The sequence below is a fragment of the Kaistia granuli DSM 23481 genome, from assembly GCF_000380505.1.
Taxonomy (GTDB): domain Bacteria; phylum Pseudomonadota; class Alphaproteobacteria; order Rhizobiales; family Kaistiaceae; genus Kaistia; species Kaistia granuli.
The window spans coordinates 243,099-265,846 of record NZ_AQYH01000006.1 but is presented as its reverse complement, the minus strand read 5'-3'; the positions used below and the strand labels follow the sequence as shown (position 1 = coordinate 265,846).

The following is a 22,748-nucleotide window of genomic DNA, read 5'->3' as shown; positions in this document are numbered from 1 at the left end:
CCCGGTCTGTCCGGGCTCATGCAAGTCATTGATATTTAATGCTGTCTACAATCAGGGCATCGCCTGGCGCGATTGCGGGCAGGACAAGCTTCTTCGACTGAATTGGTACGGTTTTTACTAAGATGGCATGAGTTTTGCTGCTCGGCATTTGTCTAGGTAGGGAGATTGGCTTTTATGGCGACGGTTGAATTCCAGTCCGTTTCGAAGCGGTACCAGCCCGGCACGCCGATGGCGGTCATCGACCTCAACCTGGTCTGTCAGGAAGGCGAGATGCTGGCCCTGCTGGGGCCGTCCGGCTGCGGCAAGAGTTCGACCCTGAAGATGGCAGCCGGCCTGGAGGAACTGACCGAGGGCGAGATCCTGTTCGGCGGCGTTCCGGTTTCGCGGCTGCCGGCCGGCCAGCGCAATATCGCGATGGTGTTCGAGGATTACTGCCTCTACCCGAACCTCACGATCGCCGAGAACATCGATTTTCCCCTTTCCGTGCGGGGCTACAGCAAGGCCGTGCGCAAGGAGCGCGTCGACGAGGTTCTTGCCATGCTCGGCCTGACCGACATGGCGGACCGCAAGGTGCATGATCTCTCCGGCGGCGCCCAGCAGCGCATTGCCATCGGCCGCGCCGTGGTGCGCGATCCAGCCTTGATCCTGTTCGACGAACCGCTCTCGCATCTGGATGGCGAGCAGAAGATCCATCTGCGGGCGGAGATCTCCCGGCTGCAGAAGTCGAGAGGGGTCACCTCCATCCTGGTCACACATGACCAGACCGAGGCAACGGCGATGGCCGATCGCATCGCGATCATGCGCGGCGGCGTGCTGCAGCAGGTGGCGCCACCCTCCCGGCTCTATGAGCGCCCAGCCAATATTTTCGTCGCCAACTTCATTGGCGAGCCGCCGATGAACCTCTTTCCCGCCTCGGTCTCGGCCGTCGTCGGCCACATCGATGTTCCCATTCTCGCGGCCACCATCGCGGTCGGCGACGAGCGTCGCCGGATGCTGGAGGCGCGGCAGACGCGCGATCTGGTCGTCGGCCTGCGGCCCGAGCATCTGATCGTCGAAACGGTCTCGGCTGATCGGTCGGTGAACGCGATCATCCGCTACCGCGAACCGCGCGGCGACGCGGATTCACTGGTTCTCGAAATCCTCAATCGGAGCGGCGACACGCTGGTCGCCGAACTGCCGGGTCCGACGCTGTTCCGGGCCGGCGACGGTGTCCATCTGCGCATCCCAGCCGAGCGGATGCACCTGTTCGACGCGGATACGGAGTTCAACCTGGAGCTGGATAAGTGACCGCGATGGCGACTTCATTTCCGACGATCGACCGGCGGCCGCGTGATGGCCTCGCCGTGGCCGGGCTCAGCAAGCGGTTCGGCGGCAACGAGGTCATCCAGAACGTAAGCCTTGCCGTGGCTCCGGGCGAGGTGCTGGCCCTGGTCGGGCCGTCCGGCGCCGGCAAGACGACCTTGTGCCGGATGATCGCCGGTCTGGAATCGCCGGATCGGGGTTCGTGCCATCTGGCGGGCCAGGATGTCGGCGCGGTCGCGCCGGGCGACCGCCGCGTCGCCCTGATGTTCGAATCCTATGCGCTCTACCCGCATCTGACGGTGCGGGAGAACATCACATCGCCTTTGCAGGCGCGCTCCAGGGGCCGGTTGGCCGAGGGCGTGAAGGAGGCCGTCGACCAGCTGCTGACGCTGCTCGAGATCGCCCATCTCGGCGACCGGCAGCCGGTTGCCCTGTCCGGCGGCCAGAAGCAGCGCGTGGCACTCGCCCGCGCCCTGGTGCAGAACCCGAGCGCACTGCTGCTTGACGAGCCGATCTCCCATCTCGATGCCAAGCTCCGGCACAAGCTGCGCGGCGAAATCCGGCGCCGGCTGAGCGGCAAGGACCATCCCTCTATCTGGTCCACCCCGGATGGGCTGGAAGGATTGTCGGTCGGCGACCGGGTCGCGGTCCTGGCCGAAGGGCGGATCGAGCAGATCGGCACGCCCGAGGATATCTGGCTGCGGCCGGCCAGCATCAAGGTGGCGAAGCTGTTCGGCGATCCGCCGATGAACGTCCTGAAGGGCGAACTGCACTCGCAGGGCGAGATGAGCTTCTTCCGCGGTCCGGAAGTCTCGATCGAGCTGCCACCTTCGCTGGCGGCGAGGGCCAAGTCCGGTGCCGATCGCGGGGTCTATCTCGGCGTGCGGCCGGGCGCCCTGACGCTCGCCGAGGTCGGTGCGCCGGCCGGAGTGCCGGCCCAGGTCTATTCGAACGAAGCCTTCGGCAAGCACTCGATCGTGACCCTGCGCACCGGCGCCGGCGACCTCGTCAAGATCAAGCAGAAGGACCACGTCGCGCTGACACTCGGCGCGCCGGTCAGCTTCCTGTACGGCGCCGGCGAGTTCTTCCTGTTCGATGGGAAGACCGGATCGCTGACGACCTAGAAATGCTCGGGCGTCGCATGGCGCAGCTCGATGAATATTGGCGCGCCTTGGGCGTGTTTTGGAACTGGAGGCGACGGTGACCTTGACCATTACCGGTGATGTGGCGGCGAGACCGAAGCGGGCGTCGTGGTATCCATATCTGCTGATCGCGCCGACGATGATAACGCTCTGCGTCGTCTCGCTCGTTCCCTTCATCTATGCGGTCTATCTGAGCTTCCACAGCGCCAAATACGGGCGCGTGACCGACTTCATCTGGTTCGACAACTACAAGGCGCTGATCTCGAATCCCGATTTCTGGAATTCGATGTATGTCGCCGGCATCTTCGTCGCCATCGCGGTGCCGATCGAATTCATGCTCGGCATGGCCGGCGCGCTGGTCCTCAGCAAGGGTGTCAAAGGCCGCTCGATCTTGGTGCCGCTGCTGTTCATCCCGACGATGATGGCTCCCATCGTGGTCGGCCTGCTCTGGAAGATCATGCTCGCCGGCTCGTGGGGCGTGCTCTCCTACAATGTCATCGAGCGCTTCAACATTGTCAGCGGGACGTCGATCTTCGCCTCCGAGCAATACGCGCTCTACGCCCTGATCTTCATCGACATCTGGCAGTGGACGCCGTTCATGATGCTGGCGTTCTTCGCTGGCCTTCAGGCCTTGCCGCAGGGGCCCTACCGGGCGGCGGCCGTCGACGGCGCCGGCGCGTTCCAGATCTTCTTCCGCCTGACGATGCCGCTGATGGCGCCGCTGCTGTTCGTCATCGGGCTGCTGCGCTTCATCGATGCCTTCAAGGTGTTCGACACGATCTTCATCTTGACCCGCGGCGGGCCCGGCACGGCGACGGAGTCGCCCAGCCTGCTTGCCTACAAGATGACGTTCGACTTCTGGAACATCGGCGAAGCCTCGGCGCTGGCGGTATTCGTCTGGCTGATCTTCTTCATCGCCTGCAACGTCTTCTATCAGATTGCCAAAAAGAAACTGAACGCGTTCTGAAGGAAACGACCATGAACAACAGCACTCCGCTCGGAACGTTCTTCAGAACAGCGATCGCCGTCATTTGCGCCCTGACCATCCTGTTTCCGGTCATCTGGATGGTCTCGATGATGTTCAAGCCGGCGGACGTCATGTTCGCGCGGCCGACGCAATTCTTCTTCTCGCCGACGCTCGCCAATTTCGACTACGTGATCGCGCAGGGCTTCCTGAGCAATCTGGTGACCTCGCTGCTGCTGGGTGTCATCTCGACGGCGATGGTGGTGGTGATCGGCACGCCGGCCGCCTACGCCTTCGCCCGATTCGAAATGAAGAAGAAGGACGATCTGTTCCTGTTCATCCTGGCGAGCCGCATGGCGCCGCCCGTCTGTCTGGTCATTCCCTTCTATCTGATCTACGCGAAGATCGGCCTGCTCGACACGTTTGTTGGCCTCAGCCTGGCCTATATGACGTTCAATCTGTCCTTCTACGTCTGGGTGCTACGCAGCTTCTGCCGCGATCTGCCCGTGGAGCTGGAAGAAGCGGCGATCCTGGAAGGCTGGTCGAAGCCGCAGGTGTTCTGGCGCGTTGTCTTCCCGTTGCTTCGGAACGGCATCGTCGCGACCTCGGTGCTCTGCTTCATCTTCGCCTGGAACGAGTTCCTCTTCGCTTTCATGCTGGGCGGAAGTTCGGTTCAGACCCTTCCGGTCGCCATTCCAAAGCTGATTACCGCGCAAGGCGTGCGCTGGGGCGAGGTCGCCGTCGTCGGCGTCGTCTCGCTGGCCCCGGTGCTGGCCGTCGTCGTCCTGCTTCAGCGTCACATCGTGCGCGGCCTGACCATGGGCGCGGTCAAGGGCTGAGCGATCGAAGCCAGGGGAGGGCACATCGGTGGCAGACCATAAACTCGAAGCAACACCCGAGACCGTGCGATGGGGATACTGGGACGGTAGCCTGGCGCCGGTCCTGACCATCGCGTCCGGCGACCGGGTCGTCATCGATACCGTATCGGGCGAGCCGGAGGACATGCCGGACGCGGCGCTGGGCTTCACGATCCTCGATGCGCATCGGGCGGTGCTGGACAAGGGCGCGAGGGGAAGCGGTCCGCATTTCCTGACCGGACCGATCGCCATCGAAGGGGCCGAGCCGGGTGATGTCCTCGAGGTTCTCGTCGAGAGCATAGACTATCTGCAGGATTGGGGCTGGAACGTGCAGCTGCCGCTGCATGGCACGCTTCCGGAGGATTTTCCGGAACTGCGCCGCCTGCATGTGCCGATCGACATGGATCGGGGCGAGGTGGCCATGCCCTGGGGCCAGACGCTCGCGCTCGCGCCGTTCTTCGGCAATATCGGCGTCGCGCCACCGCTGGCGCATGGCCGCCTTTCCTCGGTCCAGCCGCGCGCCTTCGGCGGCAACATGGACAACAAGGAACTGGGCGCCGGTACGACCATCTATTTTCCGGTGTTCCGGCCGGGAGCCCTGTTCTCGGTCGGCGATGGCCATGCCCTTCAGGGTGATGGCGAGGTCTGCCTCAGCGCCATCGAGACGGCGCTGCGTGGGTCGTTCCGCTTCGTCCTGCACAAGGGCAGGTCGCTGAAGGCGCCGCGCGCCGAGACCGCCGAAACCTGGATCACCATGGGGTTCGACCCCGATCTCGATGACGCCGCCAAGCAGGCGCTGCGCGAGATGATCTCGCTGATCGGCGAGCTCTCCGGCCTGTCGCCGCAGGACGCCTACACGCTCTGTTCGATCGCCGCCGATCTGCGGATCACGCAGACCGTCGATCAGGAGAAGGGCGTTCACTGCGTCATTGCCAAGAAAAACCTGCCGGCAAGACCTGGCGGCAACTGAGACGACAGCGTCGCCGCGCGGAACGAACGTGCGGCGGGCGCAGGCATGCAGCGACAACAGACGGCTGAGGCCGGCATTACGGGGGATCTCGGGATGAATCCGAATTCATATGAGACGACGGACGGCATCCGTACCTACAAGCTGTTCATCAATGGCAGCTGGGTCGCCTCGTCGCGCAACCAGCTCGCCGACAGCCTCAACCCGGCGACCGGCAAGGTCTTCGCCCGCACGCACCAGGCCGGCGCCGAGGAAGTCCTGAGCGCCATCGACGCGGCCGAGAAGGCGAACGCCACCTGGGGAAAGAGTGTGGCCAGTGAGCGCGAGCAGATGCTGCTGCGCACCGGCGACGTGATCGCGCGCCGCACCGAAGAGATCCGCGACATGCTGATCAACGAATGCGGGTCCGTGTCGAACAAGGCGATGTGGGAGATCGACTATGTGACCGACCTGCTGCGCAGCGCCGCCGGCGATGTGCGGCATGTCATGGGCGAGACGATGCCGGTCACCATTCCGGGGCAGCTCTCCATGTCGGTCCGCCGCCCGCTCGGCGTGGTGGCGGGCATCGCGCCGTTCAATTCGCCCTTCCTGCTGTCGATGAAGAAGATCGCCTTCGCGCTCGCGGCCGGCAACACTTTCGTGCTGAAGCCGTCGGAGGAAACGCCGATCTCCGGCGCGCTGATCGCCGATCTGTTCCAGGAGGCCGGTCTGCCGGCCGGTGTGCTGAACGTCGTGCCGGGCGTGCCGGACGAGGTCGGAAAATTGCTGATCTCCGACCCGCGGGTGCGGCTGATCACCTTCACCGGATCGACCCGGACCGGCCGCTATCTGGCGGTTGAGGCGGCGAAGCATCTCAAGAAGTTCACGCTTGAAATGGGCGGCAAGAGCCCGCTCGTCGTGCTGCGGGATGCCGATCTCGACTATGCGGTCAATGTCGCCACCTTCGGCGCCTTCCTGCACCAGGGCCAGGTCTGCATGGCGAGCTCGAAGGTGGTCGTCGAGGCGCCGCTGTTCGAGGAATTCTGCAAGCGTTTCGCTGCCAAGGCGGCCACGCTCGTCGTCGGCGACCCGCATGACACCAAGACCTTCATCGGCCCGCTCATCCGCCGGACGCAATGCGATTTCATCGCCGGCCAGCTGGAGGACGCACGGGAGAAGGGCGCCGTCGTGCTGACAGGCGGCACCTTCGAGGACAGGTTCTTCCAGCCGACCGTGCTGCGCGATGTGAACAGCGACATGCGGATCTACCACGAGGAGAGCTTTGGCCCGGTTGTCTCGGTGATCCAGGCGGAGGACTCGGAAGAGGCGCTGCGCATCGCCAACGATACGCGCTACGGCCTCTCGGCGGCGGTCATCACCAACGACATGCAAAAGGCGCTCGATTTCTCGCTGCGTCTCGAATCCGGAATGGTCCACGTCAACGACACGACCATTTCCGACGAGCCGCACGTGCCGTTCGGCGGCGTCAAGGACAGCGGCTTCGGTCGCGAAGGCGGGAAGTTCTCCTGGGAAGAACTGACCGAGATCAAGTGGATCACCGTGCAACTCGGCCAGAGGGATTTCGGCGTCTAGCCGAAAGAGCCGGCACGGCGAACGCCCGGGATACGGGACGAAGACGAGACGCCCACCGCGCCAAGGCCAAGACTGCGGGCTGATGGCGCGGAAGAGCAAGAAAATCGACAGCAGGGACAACAAGACCAAAACAAACAGGAGAGTTCGACATGGGATACTCTTTACGGGTTCTGAGGGGAACGACGGCGGCCGCGGCCATCCTAGCGGCGATGTCCTTCGCGGTCGGATCGGCCAGCGCGGAGGGGACGTTCTCCTACAAGGAGGCGGCCAAGCCCTATGCCGGCACGACGATCAAGGTGCTGGACGAAGTCACGCCACTGCAGGAGACGCTCGCCACCCTGGTGCCCAAGTTCACCGAAGAGACGGGCATCAAGGTCGAGTACGAGCTGCTGAGCCATCTCGACGTCATCAACAAGGGCCAGGCGGACATGCTGTCCGGCCGCGGCAACTATGATGGCGTCATGCTGCACGGGTTCCAGATGGGCCCGATGCTGGAAGCCGACGCGATCCTGCCGATCAATGATCTGATGGCCAATCCGGCGATCAGCAATCCCAATCTCGACCCGGCCGACTTCATCCAGACGCCGTTCAAGACGCTCGCCTTCTTCGGCGACAAGCAATACGGCTTCCTCAACTGGAACTACAATTACGTCTACTGGACCCGCGCCGATCTGATGAACGACGCGACAGAGAAGGCCGACTTCGAAAAGAAGTACGGCTATGCGCTGGCTCCGGCCAAGACGCTCGAACAGCTGCGCGACATGTCGGAATTCTTCACCCGCAAGAAGGGCGAGAACCTCAAGGGCCAGCCGCTCGACAGCGATTTCTACGGCATCGTGCTGGAGGGCCTGAAGGGCCAGACCTCCGTGTCGCTGTTTATCGGCAATCTCCTGCACAATTTCGGCGGCGACATCGTCGATGCGCAGGGCAAGCCGACCTTCAACACGCCCGTCGTGATCGACGCGCTCAAATTGTGGGCGGAACTCTGGAAGTACGCGCCGCCGGGAACCGCCGAATACTCGGTCGTCGACGTGCCGACGGTGATGGGCAACGGCATTGCGGCGCAGTCGCTCGCCTATTCCGACTTCGTGCTCGGCATCGACAAGGAAGGCAGCTCGCCGCTGCATGGTCAGTTCCTGTATGCGGCGCCGCCGGTCAAGGAAGGCGTCGACGCCAGCAAGCGTTCGATCGAATCCGAACCGTCGATGATCGTCATCAGCCGGTTCAGCGAGAAGCCGGAGGCGACGTTCCTGTTCCAGCAATGGCTGGTCGACAAGCAGCAGCAGCAGGCCCTGCTCGAGGCCGGCAATGGCGGCGTGCCGATCCGTGTCAGCTCGTGGGGGCATCTCGGTTCGCTTGAGAAGAGCAATCCGACGCTCCTGACCGCCATGAAGTCGAGCCTGGAAGTGTCGCGCTCGAAGCCGCCGATGCCGAACTATTTCCAGATCATCGATGTGCTGTCCGACGTCGTGCAGAAGGTCGGCCTCGGCATTCTGACGCCGGAAGAAGCGGCCGCTCAGGGCCAGGCGGCGCTGGAGAAGCTCTGCGGAGAAAGCTGCCTGCTGGCGGCAAAATAGCCAGCTCCCAGCTGCCAATGGTCGGCGCCGACGCGTGCTGACCAGACCAAGCAAGAGCCCGAGGATCGGTTACGATCCCCGGGCTTTTTCTATGTCCGGATGCGGTTCTGCCGCCTCACCGCGACCTTCCACGCGCGCCGCCATCCCGCGCCGGAGCAACACGGCGAATACGCCTCTCACCACAACGTTTATCCTGTCTGACCCTGCGGAAGAGTGTCGATTGACATTTGGGTGACGTAGTGGAAATGTAATGTCTATACAAAATATTGTATCGTATTACAGAACAATAAGGCCCGGTTAGGAACTGCAACAGCAGCCGCCGGTTTCAGGGAAGAAAGTGGGAGGAGAGGCCATGTTGATTACGAGACGTACATTGCTGACGGCTTCGGCCGGCGGACTGGTTCTGGCCGGGCTCGGCGGACGGGCGGCACTCGCCGATCTCGCCAAGCTGAAGCAGAAGGACAGCTACAAGATCGGCTTCGCGCAGACGGAGAGCAACAATCCGTGGCGCCTCGCGCAGACCGCGAGCATGAAAGACGAAGCTGCGAAGCGCGGCTGGCAGTTGGTCTATACCGACGCCGCCGGTTCGGCCGCCAAGCAGGTCGCCGACGTTCGCTCGATGATCGCTCAGAAGGTCGACGTCATCCTGCTGGCGCCGCGCGAAGAGAAGCCGCTCATCCCGGCCGTCATGGAAGCGAAGAAGGCGGGCATTCCGCTCTTCCTCATCGACCGCAATGTCGACGCGACGCTGGCGACCGCCGGCAAGGACTATGTCGCCTTCATCGGCTCGGACTTCGTCAAGGAAGGCCACCAGGCCGCCGAGGCGCTGACCAAGGCGGTCAACGGCCAGGCGAAGATCATCGAGCTGCAGGGCAGCACCGGTTCGTCGCCGGCGAACGACCGCATGAAGGGCTTCGCCGACTACATCAAGGACCACCCCGGCATGCAGATCATCGCGTCGCAGTCCGGCGACTTCGCGCGCGACAAGGGCCGCCAGGTGTTCGAGACGCTCTACCAGGCCCATCCGGACGCCACCGCGCTCTACTCGCACAATGACGAGATGACCATGGGCGCTATCGCGGCGATGGAAGCGGCCGGCAAGGTTCCCGGCAAGGACCTGATCATCGCCTCGATCGACGGCACCAAGGACGCGACGCAGGCGCTGATCGACGGCAAGGTCTATGTCGTGGTCGAGTGCAATCCGAAGTTCGGACCGAAGGCATTCGACGCCGTCGAGCGTTATGGCCGCGGCGAGACCATCGATACCTGGCTCGTCAACGACGACCGCGTCTTCACCAAGGAGAACGCGGCCGGGTACATGCCGGAAGCGTATTGATCGACAGGAACGAGGGGCGCCGTCCTTCGCGGCGGCGCCCCGCTTTCGGTCGGGGATGCTCGCCATTCCCCAGATTTCCGCGACAGTCCTCCAAGGTCACACATGGATACAGCATCTCAGGTGCCGCTGCTTTCTATGCAGGGCATCGACAAGAGCTTTGGTGGCGTTCCGGCGCTGACAGGCGCATCGCTTGAGGTGGCACCGGCCGAAGTCATGGCCCTGATCGGCCAGAACGGTGCCGGCAAGTCGACCATGATCAAGATCCTCAACGGCGCCGTCGCCAGCGATGGCGGCGCGATCACCTTCGCCGGCGCGCCCTGGACGGCAAATTCGCCGCAGGCGGCGCAGCGTGGCGGCATCTCGACGATCTTCCAGGAGATCAACCTGATCGCCTTCCGGTCGGTGACGGAGAACATCTATCTCGGCCGCGAGATCAAGTCTCGCTTCGGCTTCCTTGATTGGCGCGCCATGCACGAGGGCGCGCGCGGCCTCCTGGCGCGTTTCGACGTCTTTGTCGATGTGCGGGAGCCCCTGATGAATTTCTCGACCGCCATCCGGCAGATGGTGGCGATCGCTCGCGCCGTCTCGTTCGAGGCGCGCCTGGTGATTATGGACGAACCGACCTCGTCGCTCGACGAGGCCGAGGTGCAGATCCTGTTTCAGACCATCCGGCAATTGAAGGCGCAGGGCGTCGCCGTCGTCTTCGTCAGCCATAAGTTGGACGAGCTTTATGCCGTCTGCGACCGGGTGACGATCATGCGCGACGGTCGCACCGTCGCCGTCGCCAACATGGCGGATATGGGCAAGCTGCAACTGGTCGCGGCGATGCTCGGCCGCGATCTCGCAGAAATCCGCAAGGCAGGTTCGACCGCCTTCGGCGAGGGCGGTCAGGCGATCGGCGGCGAACTGCTGGCAACGAGCGGTCTCGCGGTCGGCCGCCGGGTGCAGTCGGCCGATATCGCCGTGCGCAGCGGCGAGATCGTCGGACTGGCGGGATTGCTAGGCTCGGGACGCTCGGAAACGGCGCGCGCCGTCTTCGGCGCCGAGCCGCATCGGGCCGGCGAGGTTCGCTTTGCCGGCCGGAAGGCCGATTTCGCTTCGCCGCGCGAGGCAATCGCCGCCGGCCTCGGCTTCTGCACGGAGGATCGCAAGATCGACGGCATCGTTCCGGAAATGTCGGTGCGCGAGAACATGACGCTGGCGTTGCTGCCGGCGCTGGCCCGTTCCGGCATCGTCGACGAGGCCCGCCAGGCCGAAATCGTCAAACGCTTCATCACCGAGATCGGCATCAAATGCTCCAGCCCGGAGCAGAAGATCCGCGAGCTCTCCGGGGGCAACCAGCAGAAGGTGCTGCTGGCGCGCTGGCTCTGCATGGATCCGAAGCTGTTGATTCTCGACGAGCCGACGCGCGGCATCGATGTCGGCGCCAAGGCCGAGATCCAGCGCCTGATCCGTTCCTTCGCCGAGCGGGGCCTGGGCGTGCTGATGATCTCTTCGGAGCTCGAAGAGATCGTCGAGGGCGCCGACCGCGTCTTCGTGCTGCGCGAGGGGCGCACCGTCGAGGAATTCGACAAGGACCAGATCAGCGAGTCCGCGCTGATGAATGCGATGGCGCATGGCGGCGACGCCGATGCGACGTCCCCGAAGGGGGCGGCCTTTGTCTGACATATCGGTCTTTCTCAAACGCTGGGGCGCGGTGCTGGCGCTTGTGCTGCTGATCCTTTTCAACCTGGCCTTCACGCCCCACTTCGCCACCACCCAGACGCTCGCCATCAACCTGACGCAGGTCGCGGTGGTCATGGTGGTCGGCGTCGGCATGACGCTGGTCATCGCGACCGGCGGCATCGATCTTTCGGTCGGCTCGCTGATGGCGATCGCCGGCGCCCTCTCGCCGATGATTTTCACCGGGCAGCTGTTTCCGGTGCCCAACCTCTATGTCGGCATCGCACTCGGCATCGTATTGCCGGTCATGGTGGCCGGCATGTTCGGCTATTTCAACGGCTGGCTGATCACCCGCTTCTCGATCCAGCCGATCATCGCCACCCTGGTCCTGTTCATCGCCGGGCGTGGCATCGCGCAGGTCTGGACCAATGGCGATTTGCAGGTGTTCAAGGTGCCGGAGTTCCAGCAGATCGCCATCGGCCGGCTGCTCGGCGTGCCGTTCCAGGTCTGGATCATGGCGGTGATCGTGATCGCCGCCACCTGGACGCTGCGCAAGACGGTGTTCGGCCGCCAGGTGCTGGCGATCGGCGGCAATGAGGCGGCGGCGCGGCTTGCCGGCGTCCCGGTCGCGCGGGTCAAGACCATCGTCTACGTCGTCTCCGGGGTTTGCAGCGGCATTGCCGGCCTCATCGTCATCGCCATGAACTCGGCCGCCGACGCCAATCTGATCGGCCTCGGCATCGAGCTCGACGCCATCGCGGCAGTGGCGGTCGGCGGCACGCTGCTGACCGGCGGCCGCGCGACCATCCTCGGCACGCTGATCGGCGCGCTGATCATCCAGCTCGTCCGCTACACCCTGCTCGCCAATGGCGTGCCGGACTCGGCGGCCCTCATCGTCAAGGCCGGGTTGATCATCCTGGCCGTCTGGCTGCAGCGACAGGACAGGGCATGACCTCGATCGCCACCTTCCGCGGCGCGACGCGCGAGTTCCGCTTCCCCCAGGGGCTCGGCGTCGTCCTGCTCCTGCTGGCGCTGGTGGCCTTTGGCGGCTGGCGCTACGAAGGCTTTCTCGGCAGCTATAACGTGCTGTCGGTGCTGCGCTATTCCTCGATGTTCGCGCTCGTCTCGCTCGGCATGTGCTTCGTCATCATGACCGGCGGCATCGATCTGTCTGTCGGTTCGGTCGCAGCGCTCGGCTCGGTCGTCTCGGCGATGCTCAGCCCCTACGGCCTGCTGCCGGGCCTAGCCGGCGGCCTGCTGGTCGGGGCGGCGGCGGGCGCGATCAACGGCCTGATCATCACGCGCCTCAAGATCCTGCCGTTCATCGCCACGCTCGCCGTCATGCTGGCGGCCAGCGGCACGGCGCTGCTGCTCGCCGGCAACCAGTCGGTCTCCGTCTCCTATGAAACGGCGTTCATGACGCTCGGCCAGGGCGATTTGCTGGCGCCGCTACGTCCCGAATGGATCGACGCCGAGGATGCCAACTGGTTCGCCGGGCCGCTTGGATTGCTGTTCGGCTTCCCGACTCCGGCCTGGATCGCGCTCGCCGCCTATGTGCTCGGCGCCATCGTCATGCGCTGGCGCGCCTTCGGCCGCCACGTTCTCGCCGTCGGCGGCGGCGAGGAAGCGGCCCTGCTGATGGGGCTGCCGGTCGGCCGCACGGTCTTCATCGTCTATCTGATCTCGGGCAGCCTGGCCGGGCTCGCCGGGGTCATCCTCGCCGCCCAGTTCGGCGCCGGCCAGCCGGTCGAGGGCGCCGGGTGGGAATTGTTCGCCATCGCCTCGGTGGTGGTCGGCGGCACACTGCTCACCGGCGGCAAGGGCTCGATCGTTGCGACGCTCGCCGGGTCGCTGCTGCTTGGGCTGATCTACACTATCCTCAACTTCGAGAATGGCATGGGCTGGATCTCGCTCTCCGCCTACTGGCAGTCGGTCGTCCGGGGCGCGTTTCTGCTGGTCGTCGTCATCGTCCAGGCAAGCTTCATGAAGAACACCAAGAGCTGACGCGCTGCGTTCGTGGCGGTCCATAGACCGGAGCCTGCCTGACGCGGGCGTCCATCACCATGCCCTCGCGCCGAAGCGAGGCGGCAACCAGGCTCGGGGGAGAGCGACAATGATCGAGAGCTTCGTGTTCGGACATCTGGACGGGGAAGTCGTCCGCGGCTTCGTCCTGCGCAATCGCAACGGCCTGTCCGCCAAGCTGATCACCTATGGTGCGCGGCTGACCGAACTCCATGCGCCGGACCGTTCCGGGGAGATGGCCGACATCGTGCTCGGCTTCGACGACGTCGCTTCCTATGTCGCCACCGACACCTATTTCGGCGCCACCTGCGGTCGCTATGGCAACCGCATCCGCGACGGGCGCTTCTCGCTCGGCGGTGAGGCGTTCCAGCTTTCGCTGAACGAGGGCGCCAACCACCTGCACGGCGGCATCGCCGGCTTTGACCGCAAGAATTGGGACGCGACCGTCGACGAGGCGACCAATACGGTCACCTTCTCGACGGTAGCGCCGCATGGCGAAGAGGGGTATCCCGGCACCGTGCACCTCTCGTCGAGCTATCGGTTGACCGACGACAATCGGCTGGAGATCGCCATTCGCGGCATGACGGATCGGCCGACGATCCTGAACGCCGTGCACCACACCTACTGGAACCTGGCCGGCCACGGCTCCGGCGATGTCCGCGACCAGGTGCTCGTTCTCAATTCCGATTTCTACACGCCGATCGACGCCGAACTCCTGACCACCGGCGAGATCCTTGCGGTCGCCGGCACGCCGTTCGACTTCAGTGTTCCGAAGCCGATCGGCGCCGACATCGATGCGCTGGCCGATGTCGGTACCGGCCATCTCGTCGGCGGCGGCTACGATCACAACTGGTGCCTGAAGGGGGAGGCTGACGATCTCCGGCTGTGCGCCCGCGTCGTCGACCCCGCCTCGGGTCGTGGCCTCGAGTTGCACACCACCGAGCCCGGCGTGCAGTTTTATACCGGCGGCTATCTGAACGAGACGGTGATCGGCAAGTCCAACACGCCCTATTGCCGTTTCGCCGGCTACACGTTCGAGACGCAGAAGTTCCCCGACACCCCGAATTTCGCCCACTTCCCGAGCACGACCGTGCTGCCCGGCGAGGTCTACGATCACCGGATGTCGATCCGGCTGTTCGTCGAGTAGCGGGCAGGGGACACTGTGCTCCCTGGTTGTCGTAAACGTCATGTCCGCTCTTGTGGGCGTGCGGTTTCTCGCGTCCCATCCCGAGTTGCAACGCCTGCCGGCTCGCCCGATTCGGTGCGCCAGGCCGTGCGGGCGTTTCTCTTGATCTTGCCGTCATGCGCGTGGGATGGCGCGCCGCGAATTCACACCCACCTCAACACCGGATGAGTGATCTCGATGAAAGCCTCTGACAAGAAGCTCCTCAAGCGTTCGAATATCGAACTGACCCTGCTCGGTCTCGGCACCGCACCGTTCGGCGGCCTGTATGCGCCGGTTGCCCTGTCGGATGCCGAGGGTGCGATGCGCGCCGCCTGGGACGCCGGATTGCGCTATTTCGACAGCGCGCCGATGTATGGCCTCGGTCGGGCCGAGCATCTGATGGGGCATTTCCTGCGCGAGCAGGATCCGGACGCCTTCCGCGTCTCGACCAAGGTCGGCCGTCTCATGAGCTTCGAGCGCCCGGGCCGTGTCCTGCCGCCGGAAGCGCCGAAGAACGAGTTCGATTCCGGTTGGAGCAACGGCCTGCCGTTCCGCGAAGTGTTCGATTATTCCTACGACGCGATCCTGCGCTCCTATGACGACAGCCGTCAGCGCACCGGCCTCGGCCGCCTCGATATCCTGTTCCTGCACGACATCGGCCGCGTCACGCACGGCGAGTTGCACGACCACCACTGGGGCGCGCTGACCAAGGGCGGCGGCTTCAAGGCACTGGCCGAGCTGAAGGCGGCCGGGCTGATTGCCGGCTTCGGCCTCGGCGTCAACGAGTGGCAGGTCATCCGTGACGCCATGCAGGAGGCCGATCTCGACGTCTGCCTGCTCGCCGGCCGCTATACACTGCTGGACGGCGATGCCGCCGAGACCTTCCTGCCGCTGGCCAAGAAGCACGATGTCGATCTTGTCATCGGCGGCGTGTTCAACTCCGGCATCCTGGCGTCGACCTCGGGCCGCAAGAAGTTCAACTATGTCGACGCGCCGGCCGAGGTGCTCGCCAAGGTCGAGAAGCTGGAGGCCGTCTGCCGCCGCTTCGACGTGCCGCTGCCGGCCGCCGCGATCCAGTATCCGCTGCGCCATCCGGCCGCCACCGTCGTCGTCATCGGCGCCAAGACGGCGGCGCAGGTCAACGGCAATGTGGAGTGGTTCGAGCGCGACATCCCGGAAGAGCTCTGGACGACGCTCGAGGCCGAGGGCCTGATCCCGGCGCTCTGAGTTTTTCTCGACAAGCGGAACCGCTCCAGCATCGGAGCGGTTCCTGCAAGGGGACGGTAGTCCCCACTCGGGGGGCGTGCCCTGACGCCATCGTGGCGATGCTGCTCCGCGTTGCGCAATCCGGCTTGGCCGGCTGCCTCGATCGAGCCGAGCATTCTCGGCCATCGACCCAGGGCTGTCGCGCGGACACGCGGCACAGCCCTTTCTATAACCTCCGAAGCCCGGTCAGATCTGCGCTGGGCCTTCTCCCTCTACCCCTGCCGAAACCCAGACGTCGAAATCCAACGATCGCCGTGCGATTGCCGTCGCGTTCTGCTCGTCCCATACTTGTCTGATGACATGACGTATGATAACCGGTTGACCAGTCAATCATGGGAGGTGAATTTGACTATTCTGAAATCACTCAGCCTGGGTGTCGCCGCCGGCGCGCTGCTGGCGCTTTCGGCCGTTGCGGCGAACGCTGCCGACGGGCCGGTCGCGATCGCCGGTGCTTCGTTCTCGACGGAACTCTGCGAGCCGTCCGATCCGGCGGCGGTGAAGGACATCCCGGCCGCCGTTTCGGGCTTCACCGGCTATGCTTCCGAGCCCGGCACATGGCTTGAGCAGCCCGCCGCCAGCGCGCTGACCGGCAAGCGCGTCGCGCTCTCGGTCATGGGCCTCGGCCAGCCCTATTTCTTGGCGATCAAGGGCCACTGGGAGCAGCTGGCGGCCAAGTATAAGTTCGACCTGAAGGTCTATGACGGCCGCTTCGACGCCGGCACGGTGCAGAAGCTCGTCGATGACATCATCTCGGACGCGCCCGACGCGGTCGCCTTCGCGCCGCTCGATAGCGGCGCCGCCGTGCCGCAGGTCAAGCGCATGCTCGACGCTGGGCTGAAGGTCGTGACCTACAACGTCCAGCCGACCGAGGTCGTCGCACCGCGCGTCTTCGCCAATGATTTCGACGGCCCGCGCCTCGTCGGCTGCAACGCCGCCCGCTACTACAAGGCGAAGTTCGGCGACAAGCCGGCCATCATCGGCATCGTCGACCTGCCGCAGCTGCCGCAGGTTCAGGACCGCAAGAACGGCTTCCTTTACGGCTTCAAGTCGCTGATCCCGACCGCCGTGGTCGCGCAGTCGGTCGATGGCGGCGGCGTCATCGATAAGGCCAACCCGGCAGCGGCCGACCTGCTGCAGGGCAATCCCGAGCTGAACGTCATCTTCGGCATCAACAACGACTCGTCGCTCGGCGCCATCGCCGCGATGAAGGCGGCCGATTCCTACTCGCCGGACTGGGGCGTCGTCGCGTCGGTCGACGGCTCCGAGCCGGTGATGGCCGAGCTCGGCAGCGATGCCTCGCCGCTGAAGGCCGAGAGCGGCTACCCGCCCTATGACTTCAGCCTCGCGACGTTCAACCTTCTCGGCGCCACCGTCGAGGGCAAGACGAACCCGAACACCCAGGTTGTCGTCGGCTACCCGCCGATCAATCCGACGGAAGAGGGCATCAAGGCCTGGCTGACGCAGCAATATCCGCGCTGACCGTCTCTCCGGCGCGGCGGTGGTGCATCCGCCGCCGCGTCCTCCCTGTCACGCCGCTCAAGGAATGCCTGATGTCGTCGATGGATCTGGCGGAGCCCGCGCCGAAGACCGAGGCGGGACGCCCTGTTCTCCAGGCCTTCGGGCTCTCCAAACAATATCCGGGTGTGCGCGCGCTCGCCGGCATCGACTTCGACCTGATGCGCGGCGAGGTGCATTGCCTGATCGGCGAGAACGGCGCCGGAAAGTCTACCTTCGTCAAGATCCTCGCCGGCGCGATCCAGCCGGATAGCGGCGAGATCTTCGTGCGTGGAACGAAAGCGGAAATGCATGGCCCGCGCGACGCCAAGGAACTCGGCCTCGCCTTCATCTTCCAGGAGTTGAGCGTCGTCGACGGGCTGACGGTCGCTGAGAACATCGTGCTCGGCTCCGAGCCCGGCCGGCGCGGCCGCTTCGACGCGAAGTCCGCCACCGACACGGCGCGAAACATCCTGCTCGGCATCGGCTTCGACGCACTCGATCCCGACATCCGGGTTGGGCGGCTCTCGACGGCCGAGAAGCAGGCTGTGATGATCGCCAAGGCGCTCTGCGCCAATGCCGACGTTATCGTTATGGACGAGCCGACCTCGCCGCTCGAGGAGCAGGAGGTGCGCCGCCTGTTCCAGGTCATCGCCACGCTGAAGCAGCAGGGCAAGGCCATCATCTATGTCTCGCACAAGATGCGCGAGATCGAGGAGATCGGCGACCGCGTCACGGTGTTCAAGGACGGCGCCAGGGTGGCGACGCTGACGCGCGCCGAGGCGACGCCGCGCGAGCTGATCCGCCTGATGGTCGGCCGCGACCTCGGCGACGTCTTTCCCGTCAAGGACCGGCAGCCAGGCAGCCCGGTTCTCAAGGTCCGGGGGCTGTCGGGTGAGCGCATTCGCGATATCGACCTGGTCGTGCGTGCCGGCGAGATCGTCGGCGTCGCTGGGCTGGTCGGGGCGGGGCGCACGGAGCTGCTGCGCTCGATCTTCGGCGCCGACGAGGTGTCGGACGGCTCGGTGTCGGTCGACGGCAGCCCGGTGCCGGCCAATTCGGTCCGCGCGGCGATCGCCGCCGGCATCGGCCTGGTGCCGGAGGAACGGCGCGGCCAGGGCATCGTCGGCGTGCTCAGCGTCTTCGACAACGTCCTGCTGCCCTGGCAGGAGTTTCCCGCCAGTCGGCGGGAAAATAGCGGCGCGCCCGAGGCGGTGGCGCGTCACGCGGTGGAGAGCATGAACGTCAAGACGCCGACGCTCCAGCAGCGCATCAGCCTCCTGAGCGGTGGCAACCAGCAGAAGGTCGTGGTCGGCAAGTGGCTGACGATGAAGACGCGGGTGCTGCTGCTCGACGAGCCGACGCGCGGCATCGATATCGGCGCCAAGCGCGAGATCTACAAGTTGATCCACGACCTGGCGAAGGCTGGGCTGGCGATCCTTCTCGTGTCGTCGGAGCTGCCCGAAGTGCTGGGGCTCTGCGACCGCATCATCGTCCTCAACAACGGGCAGGTGGTGGGTGAATTGCCGGGCGACGCCTCGGAGGCGGAGGTGATCGAACTCTCGATGCTGCATGGAGACCAGCCATGAACGCACCCTTCGGCAGCCATCCATCCAAGAATAGCCTTAAGAACGGCGAGGGGAATTCCGTGCAGAGACCATCCGTCTGGCGATCGATCGTCGCCGACCGTCAGAAGCTGCAGACGATCGTCACGCTGCTGGTGTTGCTGCTGATGATTCTCGTCTTCAGCTTCTTCAATCCCCGCTTCCTGACGCTGTCGAACTTCCAGAATCTGGCGCGCAACACCGCGCCGCTGATCATCGCCGCCAGCGCCATGACCGCCGTCATGATCGCGCGTGGCCTCGATCTCTCGGTCGGCAGCGTGCTGGCGGCCTGTTCGGTCGTCGCGGCCAGCCTCGCGGTCAAGGGCGTGCCGCTGCCGCTCGCCTTCCTCGCGGCGCTCGCCTTCGGAGCGCTGATCGGCTTCCTGAACGGCGCCATCATCGTCAGGATGCGGGTCAGCCCGATCATCGTCACACTCGGTTCACTCAACATCGCGCGCGGCATCGCCTATCTGATCACGCCGAGCGCCATTCTTGTCGGTCTGCCGCCGAACTGGTCCGCCATCGGCACGGCCAAGCTCGGCCCATTCCCGATGCCGATCCTGATCGCGGCGGTCGTCGCGCTGGTCTATGGCTGGGCCAGCCAGCGCACCAAGTTCGGCAAGCATGTCTATGCCGTGGGCGGCAATGAGGAGGCGGCTCGGCTTTCCGGCGTCCCGGTTGAGCGCACGCTGATCTCGCTCTATGTGCTGAGCGGCATGATGGCGGCGCTGGCGGGAATCGTGCTCTCTTCGCGCGTCGGTTCGGGCGATCCCAACATCGGCGTCGGCTTCGAGCTGGAGGTGATCGCAGCCGTCATCATCGGCGGCACCAGCCTTTCCGGCGGCGAGGGCCGCATCATGGGAACCGTGATCGGCGCCATCATCGTCGGCGTGCTGTCGAACGGGCTCAACCTCTCTGGCGTCGAGCCGTTCTGGCAATATGTGGCCCAGGGCCTGGTCCTGATCGCCGCCGTCGTCGTCGATAAGCGCGTGAATGAGCGTGTCCTGAAGATCGGTCGCCGTCGCGCGCGGCCGGCCTGATCGGCGGACGTTCCGGCGGAAAAGATGCGACGATGTTGGCCTGAGACCGCAACTCGGCGTATGAGGCCATGGTGAACGATCGAAGGAAGGGCGAGTACCGCCGTTCGGGACATCATTGAAAGGAAAAGTCGCCGCGATGGAAATCAATCCGAACAAGGTCAGCCGGCAGGGGCTCCCATCCCAGGTCGCCGCCTTTGTGCGCTTCGAAATCCTGCGCGGCAACCTGAAGCCGGGCGACAAGCTGCCGACCGAGCAGGAGTTCGCGGCGCAGCACGGTGTCAGTCGCGCCGTCATCCGCGAGGCGATCGCCAAGCTCCGGCATGAGGGGCTGGTCGTCTCGCGCCAGGGCATCGGCGCCTTCGTCGCCTCGCCCGAGGCGGCCAACTCGCTGACGCTGGAGCCGAACAGCCTGGCCGTGCCGGAGGACTACCGGCATCTCTACGAGCTCCGGCTGATGCTGGAGACTGGCGCGGCCGAACTGGCGGCGATCAACCGGACCGACGAGGATCTCGTCGAAATGGTCCGCTGCATCGACAACATGGCGGCGGTCCGGGATCTGCATAGCGCCTATGTCGAGACCGACATCAGCTTCCATCGCGCGGTCGCCGGCGCGACCAAGAACCCGTTTGTCTCGCTGTTCATTGCCTTCGTCGACGTGAAGCTGCAGGAGAGCATCCTCGTCGCGCTGCGCTCGCTCGATTTCACCAAGACGCAGGCGATCTCGCATGACGAGCACCAGCGGATCTACGAGGCGATCCGCGCGCAGGATCCAGCCGGTGCCGCCGCGGCGATGCGCTCGCACCTGTCGAATTCGGCGCGTCGCCTGGGTCTCTAGAGAGAACCGGATCAGCGAGCGCGAGCCATGACCGCGCGGCCGCTGGTGAGGTCGGCGACCAGCGCCTCGACGGCGTCGATTTCCGTCTTGTGGATCGCCACCACGATGTCGCTGCCGGACTCGTCGTAGCGCTGGCTGAGTACCTGCGTCGACGGCAGTGTCGCGAGGCGCGCCTGGACCAGTGCCAGATCGCCGAACGGAACGCTGATGGTAGCCTCCTCCGTCGCGATCAGCGGCAGCGTCTCGGCCGCGCGCAGGCAGGCCGCCGCCGTTCCGCCATAGGCGCGCACCAGCCCGCCGCTGCCGAGCAGGATGCCGCCGAACCAGCGGGTGACGACGACGGCGACGCCGTCCAGCGACTGCCCGTCGATGGCCTGCAGGATCGGCTTGCCGGCCGTTCCGCTCGGTTCGCCATCGTCCTGGAAGCGATAGTGCTGCCCGATGCGCCAGGCCCAGCAATTGTGGTTCGCCGTCGGGTCGGAGTGGTTCGTGATGAAGGCCTTCGCAGCCGCCTCGTCCGACACCGGCCCGGCGAACGCCAGGAATCGGCTCTTCTTGATCTCCTGCGAGAAGGTCTCGATTCCTTTGAGGGTGAACATCAACGTCCCTGTCGCATCGTCCTGAATCGCACCGGTCCCTCGCCGCCCGTCGACCTTGCCGTCGGCGGCCTCGACCGGATCAAGACCCCGCTCCGGAGTGATGCCCCATTTCGCATGACGAGCGCCAGTGCATCGAGGTGCTGATCCGCGCCCAGATTCGCCGACGATGAGTGGCCTCTCTTTCGTTTCTTGAAGCCGGCGCGCGTCGTTGGCGGCTCATCCATGGCCGATGATGACGCGAGGATGACATCGCGACAGCAAAGGTTATCGATCCCTTCTGGAGGAGATGGTGCTCTCGACTCGACATCTCGTGCAAACTTCGGCATGAATCATACACGAAATCGGATGGATCGCGTGTTCTTGCCCTCGGGTGTTCATCGCGCATGCGGACGAGGTTGAGGCGCGGTGAGCATCGTTGTTCCCAGCTTGGACTTTCCGGCCTCGCAGACGTTGGATCATGAATCCGCGCTGCACGAGGCCATCCGCGAGGACATTATTTCCGGGCGCCTGCCGGCCAATGCCCGCCTGGTCGTCGCGGATCTCGCCGAACGGCACGGCACCTCGACCAACCCGGTCCGCGAGGCGCTGCAGCAACTTCGCGGCGAGGGCTTCGTCGTCATGGTGCCCAATCGCGGCGCCCGGGTGCGCCCGATCGACGAGGATTTCATTCGCGACATCTACGAGATCGAGGTGCTGATCGAGCCGGCGCTGACGCGCTGGTTCGTCGGCATCGCCACCGATGCGGACATCGCAGCGCTCGAAGCGCTGCACGCGGAAATGCTCGACCTCAACTATTCCGATCCGGTCCGCCATGGCTGGCTCGATACGCAGTTCCACCACACCATGTATGAGCGCCACTACAACCGGCATGCCGTTGGCCTCTGGTGGAAGCATCGCGAGATCCTGCGTGCCATCGGCCGCCGGCATCAGACCTCGCGCGGGCGTCAGGCGGCGGTCATGCGCGAGCATGGCGAGGTGCTCGAGGCGATCAAGGCGCATGACGAGCACGCGGCCGCGGCGATCGTGGCGCGACATGTCGAGGGATCGGGCCGGCACATCATCGAGCAGATGCGCGCCGCGCGTCGTGCCAGCCCGAAGGAGGGGATGGTGTAGATGCCGAGGTTGGCGCGAGGCTCGTCGACGACGGGCGCGGGTGGCGGAAGGTGGTCACCGGCTGAACCTTTCCGGTTGTGAGAAGTTCAAAAGTGAACCTGCAGGAGGGTTGATCTGATACGCGAAATAAAAGACAGTTTGGAGATTGACCAAGTCGCACAAACGACTTAACGCTAAGGTTACAATATAGAATTGCGGGCTGTATCATGTTGCGGTGCCGCAACGGGAGGG

General features: G+C 64.9%; 19 protein-coding genes. 18 read left to right on the top strand and 1 reads right to left on the bottom strand.

Going from position 1 to position 22,748, the window contains the following annotated elements; all coding sequences use genetic code 11:
- The first annotated feature begins 174 nt into the window (after nucleotides 1-174).
- The 17 genes from G342_RS0108835 (at nucleotide 175) to G342_RS0108755 (ending at nucleotide 20,805) form a co-directional block, all read left to right on the top strand.
- Complete coding sequence (locus tag G342_RS0108835) at nucleotides 175-1,287, top strand: ABC transporter ATP-binding protein (protein WP_018182769.1); 1,113 nt, start codon at nucleotides 175-177, stop codon at nucleotides 1,285-1,287.
- A 5-nt stretch (nucleotides 1,288-1,292) separates the two neighbouring features.
- A complete protein-coding gene (locus tag G342_RS0108830; protein WP_018182768.1) occupies nucleotides 1,293-2,426 on the top strand; it encodes an ABC transporter ATP-binding protein in 1,134 nt (377 codons plus the stop codon).
- 76 nt (nucleotides 2,427-2,502) lie between these two features.
- A complete protein-coding gene (locus G342_RS0108825) occupies nucleotides 2,503-3,411 on the top strand; it encodes a carbohydrate ABC transporter permease (RefSeq protein WP_245557244.1) in 909 nt (302 codons plus the stop codon).
- An 11-nt stretch (nucleotides 3,412-3,422) separates the two neighbouring features.
- The gene (locus tag G342_RS0108820; protein ID WP_018182766.1) at nucleotides 3,423-4,247 is read left to right on the top strand and encodes a carbohydrate ABC transporter permease; all 825 of its coding nucleotides are present in this window, start codon (nucleotides 3,423-3,425) and stop codon (nucleotides 4,245-4,247) included.
- 28 nt (nucleotides 4,248-4,275) lie between these two features.
- Nucleotides 4,276-5,235 carry an acetamidase/formamidase family protein gene (locus G342_RS0108815; RefSeq protein WP_026304263.1) on the top strand — a complete coding sequence of 320 codons (960 nt, stop codon included), beginning with the start codon at nucleotides 4,276-4,278 and terminating at the stop codon, nucleotides 5,233-5,235.
- A 93-nt stretch (nucleotides 5,236-5,328) separates the two neighbouring features.
- Entirely contained in the window at nucleotides 5,329-6,804 is a 1,476-nt protein-coding gene (locus G342_RS0108810; protein ID WP_018182764.1) for an aldehyde dehydrogenase family protein, read from the top strand.
- 149 nt (nucleotides 6,805-6,953) lie between these two features.
- Nucleotides 6,954-8,381: an ABC transporter substrate-binding protein gene (locus G342_RS0108805; RefSeq protein ID WP_245557243.1), complete on the top strand. Its 1,428-nt coding sequence runs from the start codon at nucleotides 6,954-6,956 to the stop codon at nucleotides 8,379-8,381.
- 352 nt (nucleotides 8,382-8,733) lie between these two features.
- On the top strand, nucleotides 8,734-9,717 hold the full coding sequence (locus tag G342_RS0108800) for an ABC transporter substrate-binding protein (RefSeq protein ID WP_040878501.1): 984 nt from the start codon (nucleotides 8,734-8,736) through the stop codon (nucleotides 9,715-9,717).
- Between the two features lie 102 nt (nucleotides 9,718-9,819).
- Nucleotides 9,820-11,382, top strand: a complete 1,563-nt coding sequence (locus G342_RS0108795; RefSeq protein ID WP_040878500.1) for a sugar ABC transporter ATP-binding protein — start codon at nucleotides 9,820-9,822, stop codon at nucleotides 11,380-11,382.
- Nucleotides 11,348-12,331, top strand: coding sequence for an ABC transporter permease (locus G342_RS0108790; RefSeq protein WP_040878583.1), 984 nt, complete (start codon nucleotides 11,348-11,350; stop codon nucleotides 12,329-12,331). The genes G342_RS0108795 and G342_RS0108790 overlap by 35 nt, the downstream gene beginning before the upstream one ends.
- Entirely contained in the window at nucleotides 12,328-13,383 is a 1,056-nt protein-coding gene (locus G342_RS0108785; protein WP_018182759.1) for an ABC transporter permease, read from the top strand. Before G342_RS0108790 ends, G342_RS0108785 begins: the two co-directional genes overlap by 4 nt.
- Before the next feature lie 109 nt (nucleotides 13,384-13,492).
- A complete protein-coding gene (locus G342_RS0108780) occupies nucleotides 13,493-14,548 on the top strand; it encodes an aldose epimerase family protein (RefSeq protein WP_018182758.1) in 1,056 nt (351 codons plus the stop codon).
- 210 nt (nucleotides 14,549-14,758) lie between these two features.
- The gene (locus G342_RS0108775) at nucleotides 14,759-15,793 is read left to right on the top strand and encodes an aldo/keto reductase (protein ID WP_040878580.1); all 1,035 of its coding nucleotides are present in this window, start codon (nucleotides 14,759-14,761) and stop codon (nucleotides 15,791-15,793) included.
- Between the two features lie 384 nt (nucleotides 15,794-16,177).
- Nucleotides 16,178-17,311, top strand: coding sequence for a sugar ABC transporter substrate-binding protein (locus G342_RS0108770; protein WP_018182756.1), 1,134 nt, complete (start codon nucleotides 16,178-16,180; stop codon nucleotides 17,309-17,311).
- A gap of 71 nt (nucleotides 17,312-17,382) precedes the next feature.
- Nucleotides 17,383-18,915 (top strand): sugar ABC transporter ATP-binding protein, encoded by a 1,533-nt coding sequence (locus tag G342_RS0108765; protein ID WP_018182755.1) that lies wholly within the window; start codon nucleotides 17,383-17,385, stop codon nucleotides 18,913-18,915.
- The gene (locus G342_RS23665; protein WP_018182754.1) at nucleotides 18,912-19,970 is read left to right on the top strand and encodes an ABC transporter permease; all 1,059 of its coding nucleotides are present in this window, start codon (nucleotides 18,912-18,914) and stop codon (nucleotides 19,968-19,970) included. The genes G342_RS0108765 and G342_RS23665 overlap by 4 nt, the downstream gene beginning before the upstream one ends.
- A 136-nt stretch (nucleotides 19,971-20,106) precedes the next feature.
- A complete protein-coding gene (locus G342_RS0108755) occupies nucleotides 20,107-20,805 on the top strand; it encodes a FadR/GntR family transcriptional regulator (protein ID WP_018182753.1) in 699 nt (232 codons plus the stop codon).
- Between the two features lie 11 nt (nucleotides 20,806-20,816).
- Here the strand turns inward: G342_RS0108755 and G342_RS0108750 are convergent, their stop codons facing one another.
- Nucleotides 20,817-21,404, bottom strand: a complete 588-nt coding sequence (locus G342_RS0108750) for an IMPACT family protein (protein WP_018182752.1) — start codon at nucleotides 21,402-21,404, stop codon at nucleotides 20,817-20,819.
- 426 nt (nucleotides 21,405-21,830) lie between these two features.
- Between G342_RS0108750 and G342_RS0108745 the strand changes: the two genes are divergently transcribed.
- A complete protein-coding gene (locus tag G342_RS0108745; RefSeq protein ID WP_018182751.1) occupies nucleotides 21,831-22,517 on the top strand; it encodes a GntR family transcriptional regulator in 687 nt (228 codons plus the stop codon).
- Nucleotides 22,518-22,748 lie beyond the last annotated feature (231 nt).